This window comes from Bacillus mexicanus, from assembly GCF_050445615.1.
GTDB lineage: Bacteria > Bacillota > Bacilli > Bacillales > Bacillaceae > Bacillus > Bacillus mexicanus.
Map to the genome: position 1 here is coordinate 319,930 of NZ_JBCEYV010000004.1, position 25,799 is coordinate 345,728.

Consider the following 25,799-nt stretch of genomic DNA (forward strand, 5'->3'; position numbering starts at 1 on the left):
AAAACATGAAAACACATATTGCATGGGCTTCAGCTTGTTTATTATTGATATTGCTGACCGGATTTTTTACGAATGGACAGCAAACGTATAAGATTGAAAAGTTAAAGGATAAAAATGAAGTTCTGACAGAAAAAATCAAGGAATTGAACCATATAGAATCAACAAGCAGCGCTTCGGAAAATAAAGCATTTTTTGAAGCATTTTTTAATTACTCGGACATAGATAAGCGATATGAAACAGTTAAGAAGTATACAACCGAAAAAGGGTTTGATTATGCATTCCCTTTACGTTCAGATGAAAAGCACACAGTCAGCGTGCAAAGTGAATTACTTTCACTAGAGAGTTATTCAAAACCGTTAGATGAATCCCATGAATTGTTTTTAAACGTTGTTGAAATTGCCACAACTGCGAATTCAGTTACTACGAATCAAGTGTTGATTGTTCAAACGACTATGAAAAAAGAAAAAGATGGTTGGTTAGTCGATAATGTACAGGTAAAGGGAAATGGATAAAAGGTGGAAAAGATTAAATTGTTTGTTTATACTAAAAATTGAAAAAGGAGGGAATGTTTATTTTGAAAAACCTTTTTATTTTTCTTAGTTTGATGATGATGTTCGTTTTAACTGCATGTGGTGGCAATAAGTATGATGATGCGATTAATGAAGTTATTGATCTAGACAAAAAAAGCGCAAAAGAATCGGGCGCTGATACCAGTATATATACAAGAGAAAATGCTTTAATACGTTTGTATGATGGGGGAAAGTATATTCAAGTTGCTTTTTATCTTCCAAAAGATCATTCCCGTGAACTTTCACCATATGATTACTTTGAAAAACTAGGTGATAAATATGAAGAAATGGATAGCATGCCTGGAAACGGAGAGAATGATAGACTAGGTTTATCAAAGAAAACACCAGATTATGAAGAAGTAAAAGGTCAAGAGACAAAATTAGAGGAATAAACACATTGTGTTTACTCCTCTTTTTGTATTTGATGGGTGCGTGGTTGGCGTCAAGTCGCAAAAGTATTGCTATAACCGCAAAAAAACCGCAAAAGACTAGATAAGATGTACCTTTTTGTAAATCACCTTTGTAAAATAAAGGATGTTCTGACATAATTAATGTAAATATTCATATAATTCAAATAAAGATGGGGGAATTGTACAAGTGGATCCGGTTTTCTTGATGAAGGGGAAAATTCCATATGATCTTGTTACTAAAAAATTAAATGCTTGGTATACAGCTATCAAAAATGATTGTGTAGAACAAGCGGAGAATATTAAACAAGAAGTAGAAATGGAACTCGAAAATATGGAAGAAAATCAAGATGTTTTTTTGTACTATCGGTTATTAGAATTTAGACATGAAATAATGTTGAGTTATATGGAGTCAAAAGGAATTGAAAATCTGACAAGTACTTATGAAACGATTAAAGAGATAGAAGAGCAAGGGCAATTAACCGGTATGCTTGAATATTATTTTTATTTTTTTAAGGGGATGTATGAGTTCAGGAGAAAAGAGTTAACTACAGCGATTAGTGCTTACAGAGTAGCTGAATCTAAATTATCTGAGATAGAGGATGAAATAGAGAAAGCTGAATTTTTCTTCAAAGTGTCTTATGTTTACTATTATATGAAGCAAACATACTTCTCAATGAATTATGCAAATCGAGCACTTAACATATTTAAAGACTATGATGAATATGCTGTTCAAACAATTCGGTGTCAGTTTATTGTTGCAGGCAATTATATTGATTCATTGGAATTTGAAAAGGCACTCGATGTATTTTTTAATTCCCTCGACATTGCAAGAAGCATAAAGAGTGATCATCTAATTGGAATGTCTCATATAAATATTGGTATCTGTTTTGATGAGTTAAAGCTATATGAAGATGCAGCGACCCATTTAGAAAGATCCTTAGAATACCTTGAAAAGACAAATAATTCATTTTTATCTAAGGCATTGTTTATTTTGACACATGTGAAGGCAAAACAGCACGATATTAATTCAGCCTTATCACTTTTTAAAAAAGGTCAAAATTTTTCTAGGATAAATAATGATTATGAATACACTGCAAAATTTCAAATCTTAGAAGGACTTTACTTTTCTAATGGTGAATATCAACTCATAAAAGATGCATTTGCTTATCTTGAATCTAGAAAGATGTTTGCTGATGTTGAAAATTATGCAATTGAAGTTGGTGATTATTTTCATGAACAAGGAAATTTATTGCTTTCTAATGAATATTATCGTATGAGCATTGAGGCGAGACGAAAAATAAAAAAGGAGAGATAATTAGTGAAAATTAGTCGGGTTCTGTTGACAGTGATTTTGTTGAGTGGGCTTGTAACTTGTGCTTGTTCACAAAGTGAAGATTTATCTTGGTCACAAATAAGGCTTGCTTCAGACAGAGTTGCAGCTTAATGCGAATGAAAGGTTAGAGGCCAAGTAGCTTCAAACCTTTTTTTATTCTTTTTATTCAACTTCATTATCTTATGTTATATTAAAGTTGGAACTTTATTACATAGGAGGAGTATAAATGAGGATAAGTCAGGTAAAATTACAGGGCTTTAGAAACTTTAAATCTGATACTATAAACTTTAATGACAAAACACTTATAATAGGTCAAAACGATATTGGTAAATCCAATTTAATACATGCTTTAAGATTATTGTTGGATAAAAGTCTATCTGAAAACGATTTGGAACCTAAAGATAGTGATTTCTATGTTCACGAAGAGGTAACAAAAATTGTTGTACAAATAAAGTTTTCGGATGTAACAGAAGATTGCATTAGATCAAAATTCAAAGGGAATATAAGTTCGGAAAATGAACTTATTCTTCAATATGAAGCAGATAAGGAAACTAAAAACTATATTCTAAAACAAGGGAAAGATGAGGATTCTTTAGAGGAATTTGAAGGAAGGTATTACCTACGTGTTATAAACTTACTTTATGTAAGTACCAAAAGGGATTTGAAGAATTATATAAAAAAAGAAAAATTAAACTTAATTAAAGAATCGAAAGCATCTAGAAAACTAAGCGAGGAAGAAAGTGATGAAAAAAATCTTAAAGAAATAAATAGTAACTTGGAGTTTACGAATGAGCAAATAAGAAATCTGCATTTTGTGAAAAATGCAACTAGCTCTATAAACAATGAATTGGGGAAGTTGTCTACTCATCATGAAAGTAATAAGCTAGCTTTTAATGTTGGCCCGGTTTCTTCTGATGACTTTATAAATAGTCTAGAGCTATTTTCAGAAGTTAATGGGAAAGGTTTAAAAGTAGGTGGTGATGGTCGAAATAATCAAATATTTTTATCATTATGGGCACAAGCCAATAGTAAAAGTATAGATAGTCCTACTACACGGGTAACTTTATACTGTATAGAGGAGCCTGAAATCCATTTGCATCCCCAACAGCAAAGAAAATTAGCTGAGTATTTAATAAATAACTTGGATAGCCAAGTAATAATTACTTCTCACTCTCCACAAATAGCTTGTGAGTTCAAGCCTGACTCTATAGTTAGATTGTATAACAATACCCCTGATACTAAAGCAGCAAACAATGGTTGCTCTACTAGGTTTGCTGATGTTGTAGACGATTTTGCTTATAGGCTTAATATAATACCAGCAGAGGCCTATTTTGCAAAAGCTGTTTTATTAGTAGAAGGGCCTTCTGAACTTTTGTTCTATAAGTCACTAGCAAAAGCGTTAGATCTAGATATAGATAAGCATAATATAAGTATACTAATGGTTGATGGCGTGGGTTTTGATGTATATATGGCAATATTTAAAGAGTTGAATATACCAAGTGTAGTAAGAACTGATAATGATATTAGTAAAGTTCCAAAAAAGTCTTATTACCAGTGTGCTGGGGTTCGTAGATGTATTAATTTATACAGGTCATTTTTTAATGAATTACCTAGTATAGAAAATCTTTTGGAAAAAGAATCAGATCTAATTGGAATGCCTAGTATTAGTCTATCTCCTGAAATATCGAAACTAATTAATGATTTTAAAAAAGAGTTTGAAACTATTGGGATTTTTATATCAAAGGTTGATTTAGAAACCGATTTAGCTGATTCACCTTTATTTGAAATATTGACCGAATACTTTAATAACACAGATGATAAAGAGGAAATAATAAATAAAATGCAGAATAGAAAAGCTCTGTTTATGTATAGTTTTTTAAAAGAAAAATCCACAGGTCTTAATTGTCTAGATGGAGATTCGCTAGCAAAACCATTGCAAAAATGCATTGAATTAGCAGGTGAGTAATGTTGAAGTATAGTGAAGAGCAGGTCGATATACTATCCTGTCCGGATAGTTTAGTTGTTTTGGCCAATCCAGGGAGCGGAAAGACATTTACCATATCAAGTAAGATAAGAAGTATACTACCTGAATTACCAGAATACCAAGGTATAATAGCAATTTCGTATACGAACAAAGCTAGTGATGAATTAAAAAGTAGGACACTAAAAAGCAACACAATGAATAAAAAAAGCTCATTTTTTGGAACAATTGATAAGTTTTTTCTAAATGAAATAATTTACCCATTTGCAAGCCATTTATTCACTAAAAATACTAATGATTTTGAAATTATAGATGACTCGAATGAACATAAAATAACCAAATTTAAAGAAAAATTCAAAGATATAGGTTTAAAACAACGCTTGAAGAAGAAGGAATATATTGAAAAATTAAGGTATTTTTATGAAAGAGGAGAAATTTTAATCGATACTATCGGTTCATTCGCTGTTTATGTTTTGCAAAATTCAATTGTTTGTCAAAAATATATGAAAGCTAAATACACACATATTTTTATTGATGAATATCAGGATTGTGGAGAGGAACAACATGAGATTTTTATCAATTTACAGAAACTAGGATTGAATGGAGTGGCTGTAGGAGATCCTAATCAATCAATATTTGGTTTTTCAAATAAAAGTGCAAAATATTTATTAGAACTAGTTAGTAATAAGGAGTTTAGGACATTTAATTTAACAAAAAATTATAGATGTCATGAAGATATAACTAATTATTCACTTTCTCTGTTCGAATCTTCTTATAATGTTCAAAGGGATAGTAGTATCGAGAAGAGAGTATTCAAAAAAAAGGTAAATGGATCTGAGAGTGATATAGCTAAATTTATTGATGCAAAAGCAAAGATCATATTAAAGAAATATAATATTTTAAATCTAAATTCTATAGGAGTACTTGTAAGGTCTGAAAGAACCGGAAGTATAATAGATCAAAACATGATGTTAGGACATAAGTTTTTTAGGAGTACGCCTTTAGATTCTGATTCAAGTTTATGGGCAGGTGTTTTTAAGAAGACCTTACATAATTTATTCGATCCTAGTCAAACTGCTTATGAGTTTGCAGAAGAGTATTTTGATATCGATAATGATGTGAATAAGGCCGAAGAAGTTATAAAAACTTTAAATACCCTGAAAGAGCAATTAGGAAGTTTAGATTTAAATCTATTTATTAAAATAGCTAATTTAATTTATCCCAAAGCAAAAAATGATAGAGCGGTTCAAAAACTTCAAAATGTATTAAGTGTAAAATCATACATTGAATCATATGTTCCAGCTAAAAAAGATCAAATACAAATAATGACTTTGCATAAATCTAAAGGGTTAGAATTTGATATTGTTTTTCATTTAGACTTATATTCTTACGTTATGCCACAGCAAAGGAAAACTAACGGTGTTTGGGAATTTGTTGATTATAGTCAGTGTTTAAATCTACATTATGTAGGTGTAACACGTGCAAAAGAGGTTTGTATCCTATGTACAAGTACACTAAGGACAAATAAATATGGTATAACAACAGCAAAAGAATCTGAATTTTTATATTTAGTCAATTGAATGTCTATAAATTTTTATCCATTGTTAATAGGGTCTACATAAGAAAACCATACCAAAATGTTTTGGTATGGTTTATTATGTTGGATTATTTAATTTTGATAAACATCTTTATTGATAATCATAAATTAATCTTCCCAATCCTCATCTTCATCTTCATCTAAGTCCTCTTTACCTTTTTCAAGTCGCTGAAGAAAAAATTCAAGAAAATTACTTGCAGCAGTATAACCATATCCTTCATGGTTATCCCAAAGAATAACCGGACACTCTCCATCTACCATTCTGTTTGTATCAAGACAATAAGAGAATTCATCAATATACTCAATAACAACAAGACCTGGTATAAGATCGTAAAATGTTCTGTATTCTTTTGTTTGCTCTACAACTTCAGCGCCTTCAGAGTCATAGCCAAGGATCATTGTTCCGTATGCACCACCAGAACCATACTCTTTCAAAAACCATTTATAACTTTCGGGGAGAGAAACTTCAAGCTCTTCTTCTATCTCATGAATCTCTTTCTCGCTAACTCCTCCAGTGATAATAGAGAATTCTTTGTTTTCTTCTAAAAACTTTTGTATTGTTGAGTAATCCATAAAATTCACCTCTTACTGTTGTTTTTCAAATTGTTGTGCTCTCCATTTCCAATATCTCTTTCTAAAACTGTCGTATTGAGCAGAAAGTTCGGGATTGTTTCTAAAACTTTGCCCGTTTTCCTTTAAACCATGGAGAATATTGTGATATTTTTTGTGCAGGCTTTCAGGAACTTCAACCATTGTACCAGGTTCTTCTTGGATTAAATGGTGTAGGTTTATTTGTGTTCCATCCTTTGCAAAAGGTGCATTGCCAAGTTTCATTAATTGAAAATTTGTTTGGCCTTTACGATTTTTTTGATTTAGGTCTATATCTTTTAACATATACACTTTTCGGCTTACGTCTTTTATATTTCCTTTAGCTTTCACTTTTCCTTCTATTTCAGCAGCAGTATATTTTTCTTTATTTAACCAAGGAACATCAATGTATTTCCCCGTAAAAGGCTTTCGAGTTACATCAGCTACCTTCTCGGAAAACTGATGAAATGATTTTTTATAACTCTCCCCATCTATTGTGTTAAATGGAAAAGTCCCTGAATCACCAGCCATTGCATACTGTTGTTCAAAAACATTTGGTATTTTAACATATTCAATACCTTTTTTTATTCCTGCTTTTGAAGCTTCAAGTGTCTTAATTGCAGCAACTTTTGAACCGGCTTTTGCAACTTTGGATACTTTATCAATACCCTTCGGACCAACTATTGCAAGAACAACAGTACTGCCTACATAGGAAACCCATTTTGCTCTGCTGTAGCTATCTCCATTAATCATATCACGTTGAAATGTGTCTTCTATGTCTTTTGCTATGATCTTATAAGTATCGATTGGATGTAAGGCTGCGTTCACAGTTCCAGAAAGCGATTCAATCGGGTGTCTTGCAAGTTGATAGAGACCCATCACTGTATCTTTACCTGCTTCATATATTCCCACTGCAATACCTTTTCCAATTTCAGCTTTTTGTTGGAGTTCTTCGAGTTGGCGGAAATAAACTTGCTGCTCAGGTTCCAAATTCTCGTATCCTATTTTCTTCGCAATTTTTAAATACTCGTCTGGATCTGTTACCTTTACAAGCTGCTTTTTCAAATCTTTTATTTCACGTTTGTTAGCTTCCTCTTTTTTGATCTTTAAATATGCTTCAGATTGCTTTTCGATATCGCCTTTTTTCTTATGTATATCGCTCTCACGATATGCCTTGGCATTATAGTGAAGGGGTGTAGCATTCTTGCCTTTACCTGTTGATTCCTGTAACTTTTGAAAATCTGCTTTAATGAATTGTTCGTTAGGTTCAGTTATTGCATATTCAGTTTTTAAGTTTTCGTCCACATCGCCTATTTTATCAACAGTCTTTTTCCGTTTGTTTTCGGCAGAAGAGAGCTCATCCTTAAAAGTCTCAGTTGAAAATAAATCAAGTGGAAGAATGTCATCGATGTCATTCAGAATATCTTTCATTGCTTTCTTCTGCTCAGACATAATTGATTTTGATTTTTTATATGCGTTTGCTAATTCATGTTCTAAGAAGGATTCCTCGATATATGCATCAGATAAGCTGGCATCTTCTAAAACACCGGAGATACTAGTAAGGAAAGCGATTTTCATTTCAATTAAATCAATCCATTGATCAGTGACACTCACATGATCGTGATAAAATGCTTTGATATTGTTTGCTCCCTTGCCAGAGAACTCACTATCATCAAGATCAGCAACAGCCTTAAATGCTTTTCTTAGCTTAATCAATTGATTTTTCAATTCTTTATAATCTTTTGCTCGGTTTTCAGCTTCAGATAACAAAGACTTAGCTTCAAATACCTTCATTGTCCAGTCCTTTCAGTGATTTTATATCTAAATATTACCATGGAATGGATGTGAAAGTTTTAAAAATTGTTGTTTAAGAAGAAGTAACGAGTGTTAAAACATTTGATCCTAGTGAGATTGAAGAAGTGGGGGAGTATAGGGTGTTTTTTGCTCACCAAATATTAACCATAATTCATACAAACCTATAGAAATGAAGTAAAGTGAAGTTAGATAGTGTAATGAAAATAAGCTTTCATAACCAATAATAAGGATTTACTATGTTGAGGGCCTAGTGGGTGAATAACCCGTGGAGGTTCAAGTCCTCTCGGCCGCATCAATGATACAAGGGTTCAACCACCTTTTGTATTATTAATTGTTGCAGGTGAATGTGGCATAAAAAAAGTGCTGACCTCTGCACAAAACCTTTGCGCGAGTCTGCACTTTTATTCTGTAAGGTACATTGCCTATTATCATCGATTATGGAGTTTATTTAATCCGTTCTTAGCCGATCTGATACTTGGCTTTTAGAAGTTTTTTTTAAGTGTTTAAAACCAACAAACTTTTTGCTTTCTTCATCCCATAGGCGGAACTTTAACGACTTAAGACTTGTTGCCAGTGTGATGGTCGGAACGTTTTGCAATGGTTCAGTATTGTTATGTACGATTTCAAGCTTATAGTTTGGGACTCTTGGGCTTAAATGATGAACATGATGAAAACCGATATTGCCTGTTACCCATTGCATGACTTTTGGAAGCTTATAAAAAGAGCTTCCTTCAACTGCTGCTTTTACATATTCCCACTGCTCATCTTCTTCAAAATATGAATCTTCAAATGTATGCTGAATATAAAACATCCAAATTCCGAGGGATCCCGATATCATAAAAATTGGCGTCTGGACCAGCAGAAAGTTTTTCCAGCCGATCGCCCAACATAAAAGTGCTGCCAAAGCAACGATCCCAAGGTTCGTTACATACGTATTCATCCGTTCTTTGCGTTTTGCCCCTTTACGATTAAAACGATTGGTAATCCCAAAGACATAAATCGGTCCGATAATAAACATAACAAACGGATTTCTATACAATCGGTACATTATTTTTGTCTTAGTTGAGGCTTCCTTATATTCTTGAACGGTCAGTACCCAAATGTCACCTGTACCGCGTTTGTCCAGGTTGCTGCTTGTCGCATGATGGACAGAATGATCGTGTGCCCAATGATCAAAAGGATGCAGAGTAAGAATTCCTGTTATTGTTCCAAGAATTCGATTCGCCTTTCTGTTCTTAAAAAAGGAATAGTGGCAGCAATCATGAAAGATAATAAAGGTTCTCACTAAGAAACCTGCCGCAACGATAGAAATCGCTAATGTAAGGATATAAGAAATCGATAAGCTCTTATATGCCAAACACCATAACAAGAAAAATGGCACTAATGTGTTAACGATTTGATAAATACTTTTTTGTAAATCGGACTTTTCATAAGGGATAACCAGTTTTCTCAAAGTCCTCAGGTTTTGTTTAGTATGCATTTTTAAGAGCTTTCCCTTCCTTGCTGTTCTTAATTTAAGTATAGAAAACGTTTTATTGCCTTTGAAGTCCCAGTTGCCATACTTCATATATGATAAGTATCATGGTTTTTTTTATAATTTCCTGTTCTGGATCCTTTTTAAAAGCTGTTAAATGAATCGGTTTTCCAATCTCTCTATAAAAATGATTGGAACTGCAAAACTGATTCCCAGCTCAAATCAGGGTCAACCGGAATACAAAGCGTACGAAAATTATACCCAGCTTTTTATCGGGTTAAACTCTCTCCTTGATCTCTATGGGAGGTTGAATGAGACTGTGAACATTGATTGTTTGAGGAGCGACAACTACCGAAAATATTGATTGCTTTTTGAGGGGCAAGATAAAGAGGGCTAGAAGCACATTTACTGTTCAGCTTGAATTTCCTCGTTTCTTAATGAAAAAGGCTTTAGAAAGAGGATATTTATGTTCAAGTTCTATTTTTTATGAGTACCTTTGAAAACGGGGATATCATGAGTGCCCGTTTAGAAATGCAGGATAAAGCTTTTTTTAATAAATCTTTAACAATCAATAGTGAAAAAGGTTTGAAGACACTCGTGATTCATTTTCACGGTGTTTTCAAGAGACATCTTATTTGGCATTGACATTCACGTATTTAACAAATAATACCACTAATAAAAATAATTTGCAGTTATTTCCGTTTCGTGCTATGATAAAGGAGAATTATTTTTGTTCGTGTAAAGGATAGTATGAATATTGACTTTTCGTCTTGATGATACTTGGGGCAAGGATAGTAATAGAATGTGTGCAAACGCACTAGGAGGCAACAAACATGGAACAAGGTACAGTTAAATGGTTTAATGCAGAAAAAGGTTTTGGATTTATCGAACGTGAAAATGGAGACGATGTATTCGTACACTTCTCTGCTATCCAAAGTGATGGCTTCAAATCTTTAGACGAAGGTCAAAAAGTAACGTTTGACGTTGAGCAAGGTTCTCGTGGAGCTCAAGCTGCTAACGTTCAAAAAGATGCTTAATTTTCAATCGTTTATAAAAACAGGCTCTTTATAGAGGGCCTGTTTTTTTATGTTCACTATATTTTTGTCAACAAAAAAACCCTACTCAACGTTCGAGTAGGGAGATATGGTACAAGGTAATGGAAAAAGGTTTAAAACTTTAAAGGTTTGTTTACAGTATAACATACTGGGTTTACAATATGCGGAATGTATACAAATTATTTGTTTTTTCTGTTCTCAATACAACTGCATGTTATTCTGTCTTCTTTCACTAACCTGACCGTTCATTTAAACACAAGGTTAGATCAATTGCATCTGGAAATTCCGTCATTTTTTAATTGTTGACCATATATTTAGACGGTACAACTCACATATCTCTGTTATGAAAAGAAGTAAACGACTGCTATTCACTGCCGCAGCAGATGTAAGAAACTTTTTAAAGATAGAGAGGCGATTGATTGTTTTTCTCTGGTACTTAGACCTAAAACGATGAAAGCCCTGCCTCTCTTTCATCCTTACGGTTCCTTGTCCGTGCCAGTGTGAATCAGGTACAAAAGTCAAGTGACTATCTCATTGAGTTTTTTGATAAAACTCCAAATGTTCGTTGAAGAAATTTAAATAATAAAAATAGATTAGAGTGTAGGAATAATAAAGAGGTTAATGTTCTAAAAGTAAGTTGAAGAAGTTATACGATTTTGAAATAGTTTGCGTTTGATCGTAATATTCCGAAAGTTTAAGGAAGCTTTTTGGAAAGCAAAACATTAATCTTAACAGAAACTTTTGATTTGATTTTCAGTGATCCCTTTAATAACTTCCAGTTCACTAATCAAAAATTCATATGCATTATCCAACATTTTTTTTTCGCTTGTATTGAGTGCTTTTTCTTTCTTCATACGCATTAAATCACGTACAACTTCCGCACCTTCTTGGATTTTACCCGTTTTTATTTTGTCTGTGTTTACTTTATACCTTTGTTTCCACGGCAGTAAGCTATCTGATTCTCCATGCTGAAAAATGTGTATAATGTGTTTTAACGCAAGTATGTCAGTAACTGGTCGTATATTTAAACTCAATATTTTACCCGTTGGAATCATTACTGTCATATTATTGATTGACATTTTTATGACATAATAGTGTTGTTTTTTCTCTAAAAATTCTTTTTCTTCTATGGCTTCAATTATACCTGCTCCGTGCATTGGATAAACAATGTTATCGCCGATTTGAAACATATTATCCACCTCCATGTATGGTAACTTAACTTAAGATTACCATACATGGAGGGAATGTCAAAATTTTAATGATAACATGAGCCTTTTTTAATTGTCAATAACTTTTTTGAAAAAACAAATCAAGTAAAAAACAACATTAAAACAATCTGGCCGCATCAATGATACCAAGGGTTTTGACGCTCTTAGCACTTTTTTTGCAATCACTGTCCGCTTCTTACAGTAATTTCACCTGCCATTGAGGAAAGGATATTTTGGAGCTCGTCATGAATTTGACGTCAAGTCACCAGAGTATTGCTATAACCAAAAACGTAAAGACGGATATAATGAACTTATTTGTTCAATCCAATTAGCATAAAATCTCTCTAGGAGGAACCAGTTTTCTTGCCGAAGAGGGTTATAATCGTATGAAATAGCTGAAAATAAAAAAGAAAAAGGACACCAAACAAACAGCACTAGTGCTATAAGTTCGGTGTCCGCAGACTTCTATTTTTTATTTCTCTAAAGCCTTAAGGCCTTATTCTTATTAACCTCTTCCAGCTTGGAAAGAAGGGTATTTCGTCATACCGCCATCTGCAAAGAGTGTAATACCTGTTACATAACTCGCTTCAGAAGATGCTAAGAATGCTGCTACAGACGCTACTTCTTCTGGTTTACCGATGTAGCCCATTGGAATCATGCTTTCAACATCTGCACGTTGTACTGGATCTGCAAACTTTTCAGCGTTGATTGGTGTGTTCATTGCTCCTGGTCCAATATTGTTCACACGAATTCCTTTTGGTGCATATTCAAGCGCCAATGTTTCTGTCATTAGCTTCATACCACCTTTACTAGCTGCATAGTGAACAAATAGCGGCCAAGGAATCATTTCATGTACACTAGACATGTTAATGACATTTCCTTTAATATCATTTTCTACAAAGTATTTAATCGCTTCACGGCTGCCAAGGAATGCTCCTGTTAAGTTTGTGTCGATTACCTTGTTCCAATTGTCTAAAGAAAGTTCATGAGATGGTACAGGGTTTTCAACACCTGCATTGTTAATCATTACATTCAATGTGCCAAATTCTTTTACAGCTGTTTGTACAAGGTTGATGACATCTTCTTCTACTGTTACATCACCATTTACAATAATAGCTTGTCCGCCTGCTTCTTCAACTTCTTTTTTAGCTTCTAGCGCTTCATTTTCATTATTGCGATAGTTAATGACCACTTTTGCTTGTTCTTGACCGAAGCGAACAGCCATTGCACGTCCTAGACCTGTTGATCCGCCTGTAATTACGACTACTTTATCTTTTAAATCTGTGTACATGATAAGTTCCTCCTAGTTCTCACAATTATTTTTTTATAGATATTCTTACTGTTAGTTTTGAAATGTATTTTAGCTTTTTGCTATCCCTAGCAGCACTCCGCCCAAAATAATGAGCACAATGCCAATTGAAATCGAAATAAGCTGACGCTTTGTTTTCTTTTCGCCTAGTAAGAAGATACCTCCAAGCGTTGAAACGACGATTCCCATTTGTGATAGTGAAAAACTTGTCGCTACCCCTACCTTAGGTTGGGAAATAAATAAGAACATGTTACCCGCAGCCCATATAAGACCAGGGATAATGTTGCGGATTGCGTATTTATTAAAAGGTTTATGTTTATAAGTGAGAATGAGTCCGCCAATAAACATACCGATAGCTTGAGGGAATAAAGCTACCCAACCATCGACGTTAAACAAACGTGCAACGACAACATATACTAAATATCCAATCGTGGATATAATCAGTGTGACAATGCCCTTCTTAAATTGCCCAGATTGTTCTTTGCTTTTTTTGCTTTCAAGAGAGGTTAACACAATCCCGATCACGATAAAAATGAGGGCTAGTATTCCCAATATAACTGTAGTGACTGTTGACCACTCATGAAAAACAATCACCCCAAACAAAGCTGTTGATACGAGCTGCATACCTGTTGAAATAGGCATCGTTTTAGAAACACCAATATATTCAATGGTTTTTAACTGATTGCTTTGCCCAACAGCCCAAAACAAACCTGAAACGATTCCTACAATAAAGATAACAGGCGTCAAAACTGGATGAATAACAAGATAGATAACAGCTGAAAAGATCAGTGCTCCAATTGTTGTTCCAAGTGTTTGACTATAAGGTCCTCCGCCTAACTTGACATTGAAGAGGACAATACTTCCCCAAAATATTGCAGGAAGAATGGCTAAGAAAATATCCATTTGATCCAAACCTTCTTTCCCAAACCCTTGATGTATTTTAATTAAAGTGGCTAGTTTTATTTCGTCACTTTACGTTACTAATAGTAACCTAGGTAACTAAAATAGTCAACGGTTTTATTTTGTATTTCTTTTTTTGGTTAGTTCTTTGAAACGATCTTTCTCTATCATATTAAGATAGCCCTTTATAATAAGGGTTTACCCCGTGAAATCTGATTTTAAAAGAAAAAGTAGTCGCAATAAAAAAAACAAACCTAAGTTATTAATAGTAACTTAGGTTTGTTTATCGCACAAGTTATGGATGCTTTTCAACTAATATATAAATGAAGTAAAACCAAAAGATGATATAGGGTCGTATCAATCAAGCAGGTTAGAGTTATGAGGGAGCTAAGTATATGAAGATGTGTAAAACAAAAAGGCCTTGATAGGGTTCAAGGCCTTGTGATGTTTGGGATTAGAATTGTTTAGCCAGCTCTTTGGCTTGTTGAATTGCTTTATCTTTAATTTGAGGAGTTTGTTCTGGAAATTTCATTTGTCCTTCAATAATAATATTTTCAAAAGATTTTATACCGAAAAAATCCATCATAACTTCTAAGTACCGGTTTCCCATCTCTCTTTCCATTTCAGGTCCATGTGAGTAGATGTCTCCCCGTGATTGTATATGGAGAGCTTTTTTTCCTTTTAGTAAGCCTTTTAAGCCTTCTTTTGTATACGTGAAGGTTTTGCCTGACACCGCGATTGCATCAATATAGGTCTTCATGATAGCTGGAACGGATAAATTCCACATAGGGGTTACAAAAATATATTTATCAGCTAACAAAAACTGTCCGCCTAATTCAACTAAACGGGCTACTTTTAATCGTTCATCCGTTGATAAATCTTGAAGTGAAGATTGAGAGCGAAGTTTTTTCCAACCATTAAATACATCTGCGTCTAGATAAGGAATATCAGCTTTATATAAATCTAAATGGACTACATCATCTTCAGGATGTGTTTGTTTATAACTTTCAATGAATTCTTTTCCTACGGTCAGGCTGAGTGATTCATTTTCAGATAGAGGATGTGCTGTTATATAGAGAACATTAGACATGGAGATCTTCCTTCCTTATTAGATAATGTGAAATAGTGTTTTATTTATTGGCATAGCAGGTACTAAAAGAACGGTCAATCCTTGACCCAGCTTTCCGCCCATTGACTAATCGGTCCTAGTATTTTACCTAATTCTGTTCCTTTTTGGGTTAAAGAGTACTCAGAACGTATCGGACGATCGGGGATTACATTTCGTACAATAATTCCCTGTTCTTCTAATTCTTTAATCCGTTCAGTTAATATCCTTCTACTTAAGGAAGGCATGCTCTCGCTTAACTGACTGAAGCGCTTAGGCCCACTCATTAGCACATAAATAATTAATCCGGTCCACTTTTTCCCAATTATCTCGAAGCTTTTTTCTACTTTAGGTTGTAAATCTTTTGACTCGCCCATATGATATGTCCTCCTTCATTCAATATGGATGAAAAATAACTTATGCATTTATTGTAACAAAAAAAACGAAAAATTATTTGGGTCCTTTGAATTAAAAAGGTTGATATCGATTTTTTTAGTTACTTTTTGTCACCTTAGTTCCTTTAAGTACCAGTTGGATAAATTGGTTATTAACATATTTAAATCAAGATTGTGAAATGAAATATCCTTTTTGAAACAAGATGTGGATATTTTAGGAAGGGTTTAATAACTTTAGTATAAAAATCTACTTAAGTTTACTGTAATAGATATGGAGTTTTTTTACAAACGAAAAGACCAGCAATGATATATTAAGATTTCACTTACTAAACATAGATGCTTTTAGGAGGAGCTGGAAAAGCGTTTTAATGAAGTAATGGTCTTGTAGAGATGCTCCAAGTCTTCATACGTTTTGAAATAGCAGATTTAGAACGTGGAATGTAGTTGTCGCATGACAAAAGAAAATGGGAGAGTGGAATGTGATGGCCGCGGTAGCAGTGCCCATCTAATGCCCAGAATAAATGAAAAGTTTTAAATCAGTGTAAAGTCCGACTGGGCATTTTTTGATTTTAACAAATATTGGAGCGTGAAAAACGCAATATTACTTTGCAATTATTTACGAGGCGTGCTATGATAAAGAAGAATTATTTTTGTTCGTGTAAAGGATAGTATGAATATTAACTTTTCGTCTTGATGATACTTGGGGCAAGGATAGTAATACATTGTGTGCAAACGCACTAGGAGGCAACAAACATGGAACAAGGTACAGTTAAATGGTTTAATGCAGAAAAAGGTTTTGGATTTATCGAACGTGAAAACGGAGACGACGTATTCGTACACTTCTCTGCTATCCAAGGTGACGGATTCAAATCTTTAGACGAAGGTCAAAAAGTAACATTTGACGTTGAGCAAGGTGCTCGCGGACCTCAAGCTGCTAACGTTCAAAAAGATGCTTAATCTTTGATCGTATATATAAAAACAGGCTCTTTATAGAGGGCCTGTTTTTTTTACTTTGTTTTCGTCAACAAAAAACCCTACTCAACGTTCGAGTAGGGAGATGATACAAGGTATAGAAAAAGGTTAAAACTTCAAAGGTTTGTTTACAGTATAACATAATGGATTAACAATAGGCGGAATGTATATAAATTATTTGTTTTTCTTTCTTTTTTAACTAACTTTTTGTTCTTGCGGGTTATTGGATGGTTTTTGGGAATTAGAAAGAACATTGTAAGGCATTAGAAATCACAGAGTTATCAAAATTCCTCATCTGATTGGATTTTATCATTGCGAATGGTAAAATTAAGTAAATAATTCGTATGGGAGGTTTCCCTTTGCGATTAAACATGTATACAATTATTTTGATCATTCTTTCTGCAGCGTTTCATTTGGTTTTTATATTCATGTTTCATCAAGGTATATTAGCGTATGGTTTTGCTATTATCTTTTTATTAGCTGCTGGGTATTCCACAACGTTCACTACACCTAAGAATCAGGACAAAGCGGATTAACAAGGTACTGAGACTAGTTTATATGGAGAATCAAAGCATGAAAAGGATGTTACATCGTGTAGCATCCTTTTTTGTTTCTTGAAATAACCAGTTAAGAAAGATTTAAGGTCGAAAATTGAAAAAATTTATATATTTTCAATAAAATACTGATAATATTGTATACGTGAATAGATTGTTTGAAAATTGTAATGAAGGTAAAAGGGGTTTTCTAATTGCGTTGGAGTAAAGGGTTTAATATTTTTTGCATAGCAGCATTGGGATCAATATATGGTTATAAATTATTTACTAACCAAGAAGTCAGTACTGCTCGTTTCATCATAGCTTCTGCCATTGTTTTATGGAACATTATTGGACTTTTTAGCAAAGAACCAGCAAAACAAACACAGCAAGCAAATGAAAAGTTATAAAATGAAAAAAACTTAATAAAAATTGGTAAAGAGGGTGTTATATCACGTAGCACCTTGTCGTTGAATAATATAAGTTGATTGTTGAAATGACGGAATATTTAAAAAGGAGCTATCACATTGTTAAAAAGATTTTCTTTGGTTTTTCTTACGCTAATGATGTCTATTGTTGCTGTACTAGTAGCTGCTAAAGATTCCCTTGGGGATAACGCTATTTCATTTGATGAGCCTGCTATCTTATTGATATCAATTGGAATCATTGTGTTTTTATTCATTCCTCCGCTAGCCATGTCCTTTTTTGGCAATTGGATTGTGAGGATAATATCTGGAATATATCAATGCTTTATCGTTTTCGCTTTTTTGTGGCTTATACCAATTGGTTTTCTTATTCCCGATGGGTTTTTGATCATCTTTGTTTCTGTTGCAGGAACTTTAGTCAGTATAACAAGTATTGCAATAACCTTATTAATTGGTAAGAATCGAGGAGTCACACCATCATAAAATTGTTGCTTTTCCTGAACGATCATTGTCTATCAATTTTAATGGGGAAGTCCTAGATTGTTGCTACTGAAATGATGGCACATTCCCACAGCATTTGCATAGGATATTTCATAAAATTAAAATTGTGGGGACGAGAAATGTACTATTTACAATATCCTTATTTTGTTACTGTGCCGATGTATTACGACGTAAGGTCTGTTTATCCGGCTTACCCGCAAGAGGTAAGCTATGTAAACAGGTCTGAAGACTTGCGATCTTCATGTGAAAACCGTCAGCTTTCCTTAACTGATTATGGACCAAAACCATTTGTGGTAAATATTAATCAAGCAGCAAAACAAAACAATACGTTCCGTACTGCGCTATGGACAGGGAAACATTTACAAGTTACGTTAATGAGCCTCAATGTTGGAGAGGATATCGGTCTTGAAATTCATCCTCATGTCGATCAGTTCTTACGAATTGAGCAGGGACGAGGAATTGTTAAAATGGGCAAAAGCAAAAATCTATTACAGTTTCAAAGAAACGTTTATGATGATTCGGCTATTATGATACCTGCGGGCACGTGGCACAATATAATCAATACAGGCCATACGCCGTTAAAGCTTTACTCTATTTATGCTCCTCCCAACCATCCATTTGGCACAGTTCATGTGACAAAAGCGGATGCTGCGAAAGAGGAGCATAGATAAAACAAACTTTTTAAGCTAGGGAAAACCCGGTCAAGTACGATGAAAAACGAAGGCTTGGAACTCAATTGTTCTAAAGAAAAGAGCTAAAGTGTTTGATGAAACAAGTCGATATGTAAAATCGGCTTGTTTTTTTGCGGCTCGTCAATGTACAGTTTCCAAATAGCGCCCAAACAAATTCTCATGCACTTGACATTATACCGGTGGGGGTATAACATAAGAATCAGAAACAGTTAAAAAGGCGGTGTGAACAAATTTCTTATTTGGTAGTCGCAATCCTGCTTGTTCTAATATTGATTTATACCATATACAGACGTTATTATCCTGTAAAAGGTATTTTTTGTGTCAATAAAGAGGAAATAGAAGCATTAGACATGACAATACTAGATATTCGTCATTATAACGATGTAACCAATCGCTCAGATGACATGACTTTACACATCCCATATGCGTATTTAAAACGTTTTTATTTAGAGATTCCCCGTGATAGAATACACATAATAGCTCGTGATCGAGTAGAGCTGCATTTAGGCGTGCGCTTTCTAAAGCACAAAAAGGTATTCTTGTGAATAGTTATGAATTGGCAGCTTGCAAATGCACCAATTAATAAAAGAAAGGAGATTACTCATATGGAGTATGATCAAAAGGTTAAAAATCGCTTGCGCCGAATAGAAGGACAGATTAAAGGTGTATTGACGATGATGGAGCAAGGAAAAGACTGTAGAGAAGTTGTCACTCAATTGGCTGCATCTCGTAATGCAATGGATAGAGCATTAGGTGTTATTGTGAGTACAAACCTTGAACATTGTGTTCGAGAAAGCTTGGAACAGGGGGAAGACACATCCAGCTTAGTGAAAGAAGCGGTCGACTTATTGGTCAAAAGCCGATAAAATATTCATCAGCCTATCACTTTAAGGTTGACGAATTTTTATCTGCGTTATAATATACCCCTGCTGGTATTTACAATTTGATTCATAACATTAAAAATTTTTGTTTCCGATATACCCCATAGGGTAATTAGGATAGGAGGTTACCATGACAGAACAAACCAAACGTACAACAATTGTTTTATTTAGCGGAGATTACGATAAAGCAATGGCAGCCTATATTATTGCAAACGGTGCTGCTGCTTACGACCATGAAGTGACGATTTTTCACACCTTTTGGGGTTTAAACGCTTTGCGTAAAGAAGAGCTTGTTCCAGTGAAAAAAGGGTTCCTTGAAAACATGTTCGGAAAGATGATGCCTCGCGGCGCTGATAAGATGGGTTTATCTAAAATGAACTTTGCAGGTATGGGACCCAAAATGATTAAAAATGTGATGAAAAAGCATAATGCACTGACATTGCCTCAGTTAATTGAGATGGCTCAAGAACAGGATGTAAAGCTTGTAGCTTGTACGATGACAATGGATCTTCTTGGTTTACAAGAAAAAGAATTATTAGACGATATCGACTATGCTGGTGTAGCAGCTTATTTGGCAGATGCTGAAGAAGGCAATGTCAACTTATTTATCTAATGTTATTCATTGCAAGGGAGGCTATGAATCACTATGGGTAGTGGCGTGATGATCAATACTTTACTCATTTTATTTTTACTTTGGGTCGTATTTCGACGTTTTTTACCACTGCAGGGCGTTAAACAAATAACAACTGCTGAATTAAAGTCAGAGCTGAAAAATAAGGATAAACAGTTTATTGATGTACGAACCCCCCATGAGTTCCGTACAAGACATATTAAAGAGTTCAACAATATTCCCTTGTCTAACTTGCCTCGTCAAACACATCAGCTTTCGAAAGACAAAGACGTCTTTGTGATCTGTCAAAGTGGAATGAGAAGTGTAAAGGCAAGTAAAGTATTGAAGAAACAAGGATTTAAACATATCACAAATATAAAGGGGGGAATGAATACATGGCATTAACACCGATTTTTATCTGTTCATATACCCCCACCCCTATGTAAGAAAAGGAGGAAAAATGATGAAAGCAAATATTGTCCTAGACGCTAAAGGCTTGGCGTGCCCAATGCCTATCGTAAAAACAAAGAAGAGAATGAAGGATATAAAAGCTGGTGAAGTATTGGAGATTCAAGCGACAGACAAAGGTTCTACAGCAGATCTGCAAGCATGGGCCAAGAGCACAGGCCATGAATATTTAGGTACTGAAACAGAAGGAGAAGTCCTTCGTCACTTTCTTCGAAAAGGAGGAGAGCATTCATCAGAAAATGCATCTTCAATTCCTGAGATTTCCTTAGAAGCTTTCAAACAGAAAGTGGATCATGACGAGTCTCTTCACATTTTAGATGTCCGCGAGATAGAGGAGTATGAAGAAGCTCATATCCCCGGAGTGGTGCATATCCCTCTTGGCGAAGTAGAAAAGCGCTCTAACGAGTTAAACAAAGATGATGACATTTATATTATTTGCCATTCAGGAAGAAGAAGTGAAATGGCAGCTCGCACTATGAAAAAACAAGGGTTTCAAAAAGTAATCAATGTCATCCCCGGTATGCGTGATTGGACAGGTAAAACAGAAAAAGGAGGTATGTAAACATGACCTTGCAAGCACTTACCGCAAAAGAAGTCACACAAAAAATCTTTAACAAAGAACCTTTATTTGTTTTGGATGTACGTAATGAAAATGATTTTAGCGATTGGAAGATTGAAGGGCATTATTTTGACCATTTAAATGTACCGTATTTCGATCTTTTAGATGGCGTAGAAGATATCTTGGAGAAAATTCCGTCTGATAAAGAAGTGCTGGTCGTTTGTGCCAAAGAAGGTTCATCTGTCATGGTATCCGAAATGCTTTCTGAAGCAGGTCTTTCTGTATCCTACCTTAAAGGTGGGATGAAAGCGTGGAGCGAACATTTAGAGCCAGTAAAAGTCGGGGATTTAAAAGATGGCGGCGAGATGTATCAGTTTGTTCGCATCGGGAAAGGCTGCCTGTCATATATGGTCATTTCCAATGGTGAAGCGGCGATTATTGATGCAACACGTATGGCAGATATCTTTATCGATTTTGCGAGGGAGAAGGGTGCGGAGATTACTCACGTATTTGATACACATCTTCACGCAGACCATATCTCAGGCGGCAGAGTCATAGCTGAAAAAACAAAAGCAACCTACTGGTTACCGCCGAAGGATGCAGAAGAAGTGGTATTTGATTATCAGCCGCTGGAAGAAGGCAACGATATTATCATTGGAAATATAAAGATAAAAATTCAACCGATTTATTCACCGGGGCATACCATTGGCTCCACTTCTTTTATTGTCGATGATCAGTATCTTCTTTCAGGTGATATCTTGTTTATTGATTCAATTGGCAGACCAGACTTAGCCGGCATGGCAGAAGATTGGGTGGGAGATTTAAGAAAAACTCTTTATAGCCGTTACAAAGCGTTATCAAAGGATTTAATTGTATTACCAGCACACTTTATGATCATTGATGAGCTAAATGAGGATGGAAGTGTTGGTAAAAAACTAAGTACATTATTTACCGAAAACCATGGTTTGAACATTACGGATGAAACAGAATTCAGACACTTAGTGACAGATCATTTGCCTCCGCAGCCAAATGCCTATCAAGAGATTCGTGAAACAAACATGGGGAAAATCAGTCCGGATGAAGAGAAACAGCGTGAAATGGAGATTGGGCCAAACCGTTGCGCAATTCGGTAACACAAGAGTTTCTATTAAAAAGAGGAGAGATGAACATGAAATCAGATAAAGTATTAGACGCAAAAGGGCTGGCATGCCCTATGCCAATCGTGAGAACGAAGAAAGCGATGAATGAACTGGAATCAGGCCAAGTATTAGAAGTGCATGCAACAGATAAAGGAGCTAAAAGTGATCTTGCGGCTTGGTCAAAATCAGGCGGGCATGACCTTTTAGAGCAAATTGAAGAAGGCGATGTACTGAAATTCTGGATTAAAAAAGGCTAATAGATGTGAAAGGGTATCGAATAAAAAAGATACCCTTTTCCTTTGAAAAGGAGGAAACCGAAATGGATCTTGCCTTTATGATCACTCTTTTCATTATAGGGTGTATTGGTGCTTTTATTTCCGGAATGATTGGTATTGGCGGATCTGTTATTAATTATCCAATGCTATTGTACATTCCTTCTTTAGTAGGAGTGATGTCATTAACAGCCCATCAAGTTTCTGGGATAGGAGCGATTCAAGTTTTTTTTGCGACACTTGGCGGTGTGTGGGCTTATCGCAAAAGCGGGTTATTAAATAAGGCATTAATCATTTATATGGGAAGCAGTATTCTGATAGGGAGTGTATTGGGGAGTTACTTTTCTCATTTCATATCTGAAAAAGGGATTAACTTCATATACGGAATACTAGCCATTATAGCTGTTATTTTAATGTTTATCCCTAAAAAAGGGCGAGAACATAGGGAAGGCGAGGAGGTCATATTTCATAAGTGGTTAGCCTCATCCTTAGCCTTTATCATTGGCGGTGTATCAGGCATTTTAGGAGCTGGCGGAGCCTTTATCCTTGTTCCTATTATGTTGTCGATTTTAAATATTCCGGTGAGAATCACTGTCGCCTCATCTCTTGCGATTACATTTCTATCCTCTATTGGCGCAACAGTTGGAAAGGTAATCACAGGCCAGGTGCTTTTTGGACCAGCTCTCGTTCTGATGATCGCTAGTTTAATTGCTTCGCCTATTGGCGCAAAAGTTGGACAAAAGGTAAATACAACAATTCTTCAATGGATTTTAGCGCTATTAATAGCAGCGACCGCCATTAAAATTTGGTTAGGGTTCCTTTGAAGTTAGTCAGGGGAAGTATCAGCAATCGTTGGTTTTCTTTTATGTGATGACACGTTGCCACATTCAATCTTAACTGTGGGAAAAAGGATAGTGATTGGAGGGAACTGTTAATTATAGAAGAAAAACAAGCATGATGTTACTTGCTTGTTTTTCTTCTGATTAATGAATAATCATTAGGTCAATGAGGTGCTTGATTTTTTTGTCATCGCCTGTATTAACGTACACTTTTTCTTTGTTTTTTATGATCTTCTCAGTCTCTTTCCGCATGACGCCCGGATCTAAATCATCAGCGGAATCCCAGCGTAAAGGAACATTGTATACATTGATCGTGCCATCTCCATTGCCGCTGTAAGTTACAGATCCATCCACTAACCGGGAACCTGCCAGCTGGATCACATCTTCTGGATAGCTGGCACTGGTGTCATCATTAGGATTGATCGGTTCGCCGGCTGAAATATGGCGAACATTCAATTCATCTATTTCTTGATTTGGCGCAAGCTGGAGCCAAACGCGGGCATATTCGATTTTCTCGGAAGAATACGAGGTCAATCCATTGCCTTCACTTTTCTTCTCTTTTTTTACTTCCCCTGAAGAGGCTTCACTTGATGCGGCCGTGGAAGTTTCTTTTGAAGACTTTTCAGTTGAAGCTTTTGATTCGGATTCGTCTGATCCTGTTGCCGGCTCCGTTTCAGCCTTGCTTGTTTTATTGGCTTCATGATGTTCGTCTGATTTTGCAGCGGCATCATGGTTTGAAGGCTGCTTCGATTCTTCGTTCTTACCGTCCGTACACCCAGCAAGCGATAAGGCAAGCAGCAGGACGGCACTCCAATAACATATCTTGCTACATTTCTTCATTCTTTCAATCCTCTCCATTAACTCGGTTACTGAACATATAAACATTTGTTCATCTAAATATTACCATGAGATAGACGTGATGGTTTGAAATTTGTTTAAAAGAGGAAATGATTTTTGGTTAGTTTCACAAATTGTCTCTTTTTCCTGCATGTGTGTAATAGAGAAAAGGAAGTAGAAGAAGGTACCACGAAAATGCGAGTATGTTTGGGACGGGCTGATAAATAATCTGTGGATGAAGGAGAGCTGTCGGTTTTGATTTCCACTCAATAATTAGTCAATGCAGTAAAAGATGTGAGCTGATTTTAAAAAGGGGGAGTAAGGCATCATTAATATTTGCTGGCTCTTTTTATAAGCATCTTTTTAACTGAAAAAATGTATTATGGTATAGTTAAATATAACGAAACATTCAAGGAATGGGGAATGAGATGAATACAATCAAAAAACGCAAGAAATCTAAGGCTAAAATGATCCTGCAAGTCATCATGGTCATTATCGGAGGAATTATAGCAGCATATGGACTAGAAACAGTGCTTATTCCAAATAGTGTCTCTGATGGAGGGGTGACAGGCCTCAGCATTGTTGGTTCACAGCTTTTTAATTTGCCGCTGGGGATTCTGATTGCCGTTATCAATATTCCATTTGTCTGGTTAGGATATAAACAACTTGGGAAGGGGTTTGCGTTATTATCCATTATCGGGATCATATCGCTAGCCGCGGGGACAAGTTTTTTTCACCACACTCCGGCTATTCTAGAGGGAGATACCTTGTTAATTACCGTTGTCGGCGGGATTATCCTCGGATTCGGAATGGGCTTGGCGCTGCGCAATGGCGGCGCGTTAGATGGAATTGATATGCTTGCTGTGCTGCTATCCCGAAAACTGCCATTTGGAACGAGCGATCTTATTCTATTCTTAAACCTTTTTGTATTTATTTTTGTTTCTACCGTATTTGGTTTGCAAGGGGCATTGCTTTCAGTCATTGCTTACTACATCGCATCCAAAGTCATTCATGTCGTTGAGGAAGGCTTAAGCGGTTCTAAAACGTTTCAAATTATTACTGCCGAACCTGCATTAATGGTAGAGACCATACGTGATCAATTAGGGCGAAGCGCCACATACAAAGAAGCATACGGGGGATTTTCCCATGAGAAATTTCAAGAAATCACTTGTGTCATCAACCGATTAGAAGAAACCAAACTAAAGGAAATTATTAATGATATTGACAAAGATGCCTTCGTTACCGTCTATGACGTAGCTGAAGTGAAAGGCAGCAATTTTAGAAAGCACAATACTCATTAGAGAAAAGTTACAGCAACTCTCAAAAAAGGCT

General features: G+C 35.3%; 28 protein-coding genes and 1 pseudogene. 20 read left to right on the forward strand and 9 right to left on the reverse strand.

The window, feature by feature from the left end; all coding sequences use genetic code 11:
* Positions 1-5 precede the first annotated feature (5 nt).
* The 5 genes from AAGG74_RS20920 to AAGG74_RS20940 all read left to right on the forward strand — a co-directional run bounded on the left by AAGG74_RS20920 (position 6) and on the right by AAGG74_RS20940 (position 5,873).
* Entirely contained in the window at positions 6-512 is a 507-nt protein-coding gene (locus AAGG74_RS20920; RefSeq protein ID WP_429677080.1) for a hypothetical protein, read from the forward strand.
* 62 nt (positions 513-574) lie between these two features.
* A complete protein-coding gene (locus tag AAGG74_RS20925; RefSeq protein ID WP_429677144.1) occupies positions 575-961 on the forward strand; it encodes a cystatin-like fold lipoprotein in 387 nt (128 codons plus the stop codon).
* A 205-nt stretch (positions 962-1,166) separates the two neighbouring features.
* On the forward strand, positions 1,167-2,294 hold the full coding sequence (locus AAGG74_RS20930; protein WP_429677081.1) for a response regulator aspartate phosphatase: 1,128 nt from the start codon (positions 1,167-1,169) through the stop codon (positions 2,292-2,294).
* A gap of 244 nt (positions 2,295-2,538) precedes the next feature.
* Entirely contained in the window at positions 2,539-4,278 is a 1,740-nt protein-coding gene (locus tag AAGG74_RS20935) for an ATP-dependent nuclease (protein WP_429677082.1), read from the forward strand.
* On the forward strand, positions 4,278-5,873 hold the full coding sequence (locus AAGG74_RS20940; protein WP_429677083.1) for a UvrD-helicase domain-containing protein: 1,596 nt from the start codon (positions 4,278-4,280) through the stop codon (positions 5,871-5,873). Before AAGG74_RS20935 ends, AAGG74_RS20940 begins: the two co-directional genes overlap by 1 nt.
* 125 nt (positions 5,874-5,998) lie before the next feature.
* Here the strand turns inward: AAGG74_RS20940 and AAGG74_RS20945 are convergent, their stop codons facing one another.
* The 3 genes from AAGG74_RS20945 to desA form a co-directional block, all read right to left on the reverse strand.
* Positions 5,999-6,463, reverse strand: coding sequence for an SMI1/KNR4 family protein (locus AAGG74_RS20945; protein ID WP_429677084.1), 465 nt, complete (start codon positions 6,461-6,463; stop codon positions 5,999-6,001).
* 12 nt (positions 6,464-6,475) lie between these two features.
* Positions 6,476-8,272, reverse strand: coding sequence for a T7SS effector LXG polymorphic toxin (locus AAGG74_RS20950; RefSeq protein ID WP_429677085.1), 1,797 nt, complete (start codon positions 8,270-8,272; stop codon positions 6,476-6,478).
* Between the two features lie 469 nt (positions 8,273-8,741).
* On the reverse strand, positions 8,742-9,773 hold the full coding sequence (desA, locus tag AAGG74_RS20955; RefSeq protein WP_429677086.1) for a Delta(5) desaturase DesA: 1,032 nt from the start codon (positions 9,771-9,773) through the stop codon (positions 8,742-8,744).
* 827 nt (positions 9,774-10,600) lie between these two features.
* Between desA and cspC (AAGG74_RS20960) the strand changes: the two genes are divergently transcribed.
* Positions 10,601-10,804, forward strand: a complete 204-nt coding sequence (gene cspC / locus AAGG74_RS20960; protein ID WP_162104108.1) for a cold shock protein CspC — start codon at positions 10,601-10,603, stop codon at positions 10,802-10,804.
* A 746-nt stretch (positions 10,805-11,550) separates the two neighbouring features.
* Here cspC (AAGG74_RS20960) and AAGG74_RS20965 read toward each other — a convergent pair.
* The 5 genes from AAGG74_RS20965 to AAGG74_RS20985 all read right to left on the reverse strand — a co-directional run bounded on the left by AAGG74_RS20965 (position 11,551) and on the right by AAGG74_RS20985 (position 15,721).
* Positions 11,551-12,012 (reverse strand): CarD family transcriptional regulator, encoded by a 462-nt coding sequence (locus tag AAGG74_RS20965; RefSeq protein ID WP_429677087.1) that lies wholly within the window; start codon positions 12,010-12,012, stop codon positions 11,551-11,553.
* A gap of 523 nt (positions 12,013-12,535) precedes the next feature.
* Positions 12,536-13,321: a glucose 1-dehydrogenase gene (gene gdh / locus AAGG74_RS20970; protein WP_162104110.1), complete on the reverse strand. Its 786-nt coding sequence runs from the start codon at positions 13,319-13,321 to the stop codon at positions 12,536-12,538.
* A gap of 69 nt (positions 13,322-13,390) precedes the next feature.
* Complete coding sequence (locus tag AAGG74_RS20975) at positions 13,391-14,242, reverse strand: RhaT/GlcU family sugar-proton symporter (RefSeq protein WP_162104111.1); 852 nt, start codon at positions 14,240-14,242, stop codon at positions 13,391-13,393.
* 451 nt (positions 14,243-14,693) lie between these two features.
* Complete coding sequence (locus AAGG74_RS20980) at positions 14,694-15,329, reverse strand: FMN-dependent NADH-azoreductase (RefSeq protein WP_162104112.1); 636 nt, start codon at positions 15,327-15,329, stop codon at positions 14,694-14,696.
* A 74-nt stretch (positions 15,330-15,403) separates the two neighbouring features.
* Complete coding sequence (locus AAGG74_RS20985; protein ID WP_162104113.1) at positions 15,404-15,721, reverse strand: winged helix-turn-helix transcriptional regulator; 318 nt, start codon at positions 15,719-15,721, stop codon at positions 15,404-15,406.
* Between the two features lie 771 nt (positions 15,722-16,492).
* Here AAGG74_RS20985 and cspC (AAGG74_RS20990) point away from each other — a divergent pair.
* The 13 genes and pseudogenes from cspC (AAGG74_RS20990) (at position 16,493) to AAGG74_RS21050 (ending at position 23,615) form a co-directional block, all read left to right on the forward strand.
* Entirely contained in the window at positions 16,493-16,696 is a 204-nt protein-coding gene (gene cspC / locus AAGG74_RS20990) for a cold shock protein CspC (RefSeq protein WP_162104114.1), read from the forward strand.
* A gap of 374 nt (positions 16,697-17,070) precedes the next feature.
* Positions 17,071-17,247: a hypothetical protein gene (locus tag AAGG74_RS20995; protein ID WP_429677088.1), complete on the forward strand. Its 177-nt coding sequence runs from the start codon at positions 17,071-17,073 to the stop codon at positions 17,245-17,247.
* A 212-nt stretch (positions 17,248-17,459) separates the two neighbouring features.
* Positions 17,460-17,654, forward strand: a complete 195-nt coding sequence (locus AAGG74_RS21000; RefSeq protein ID WP_429677089.1) for a hypothetical protein — start codon at positions 17,460-17,462, stop codon at positions 17,652-17,654.
* Between the two features lie 117 nt (positions 17,655-17,771).
* Positions 17,772-18,152, forward strand: a complete 381-nt coding sequence (locus AAGG74_RS21005) for a hypothetical protein (protein WP_429677090.1) — start codon at positions 17,772-17,774, stop codon at positions 18,150-18,152.
* Positions 18,153-18,289: 137 nt separating this feature from the next.
* Positions 18,290-18,841, forward strand: coding sequence for a cupin domain-containing protein (locus AAGG74_RS21010; protein WP_429677091.1), 552 nt, complete (start codon positions 18,290-18,292; stop codon positions 18,839-18,841).
* 260 nt (positions 18,842-19,101) lie between these two features.
* Positions 19,102-19,445, forward strand: a pseudogene (locus AAGG74_RS21015) (sulfurtransferase).
* Positions 19,446-19,467: 22 nt separating this feature from the next.
* Positions 19,468-19,728, forward strand: a complete 261-nt coding sequence (locus tag AAGG74_RS21020) for a metal-sensitive transcriptional regulator (RefSeq protein ID WP_162104118.1) — start codon at positions 19,468-19,470, stop codon at positions 19,726-19,728.
* 145 nt (positions 19,729-19,873) lie between these two features.
* Positions 19,874-20,356: a DsrE/DsrF/DrsH-like family protein gene (locus tag AAGG74_RS21025; protein WP_162104119.1), complete on the forward strand. Its 483-nt coding sequence runs from the start codon at positions 19,874-19,876 to the stop codon at positions 20,354-20,356.
* Positions 20,357-20,389: 33 nt separating this feature from the next.
* Positions 20,390-20,758, forward strand: a complete 369-nt coding sequence (locus tag AAGG74_RS21030; protein ID WP_429677092.1) for a rhodanese-like domain-containing protein — start codon at positions 20,390-20,392, stop codon at positions 20,756-20,758.
* A 55-nt stretch (positions 20,759-20,813) separates the two neighbouring features.
* Positions 20,814-21,383 (forward strand): sulfurtransferase TusA family protein, encoded by a 570-nt coding sequence (locus AAGG74_RS21035; RefSeq protein WP_162104121.1) that lies wholly within the window; start codon positions 20,814-20,816, stop codon positions 21,381-21,383.
* Positions 21,384-21,385: 2 nt separating this feature from the next.
* A complete protein-coding gene (locus AAGG74_RS21040; protein WP_429677093.1) occupies positions 21,386-22,513 on the forward strand; it encodes an MBL fold metallo-hydrolase in 1,128 nt (375 codons plus the stop codon).
* Positions 22,514-22,548: 35 nt separating this feature from the next.
* Entirely contained in the window at positions 22,549-22,776 is a 228-nt protein-coding gene (locus AAGG74_RS21045) for a sulfurtransferase TusA family protein (protein WP_162104123.1), read from the forward strand.
* A 62-nt stretch (positions 22,777-22,838) separates the two neighbouring features.
* Positions 22,839-23,615 carry a sulfite exporter TauE/SafE family protein gene (locus AAGG74_RS21050; RefSeq protein WP_225493546.1) on the forward strand — a complete coding sequence of 259 codons (777 nt, stop codon included), beginning with the start codon at positions 22,839-22,841 and terminating at the stop codon, positions 23,613-23,615.
* Positions 23,616-23,774: 159 nt separating this feature from the next.
* On the opposite strand, the gene AAGG74_RS21055 is transcribed toward AAGG74_RS21050, so the two are convergent.
* A complete protein-coding gene (locus tag AAGG74_RS21055; RefSeq protein WP_429677095.1) occupies positions 23,775-24,470 on the reverse strand; it encodes a hypothetical protein in 696 nt (231 codons plus the stop codon).
* Between the two features lie 425 nt (positions 24,471-24,895).
* On the opposite strand from AAGG74_RS21055, the gene AAGG74_RS21060 reads away from it, so the two are divergent.
* Positions 24,896-25,768 (forward strand): YitT family protein, encoded by an 873-nt coding sequence (locus AAGG74_RS21060; RefSeq protein ID WP_162104126.1) that lies wholly within the window; start codon positions 24,896-24,898, stop codon positions 25,766-25,768.
* Positions 25,769-25,799 lie beyond the last annotated feature (31 nt).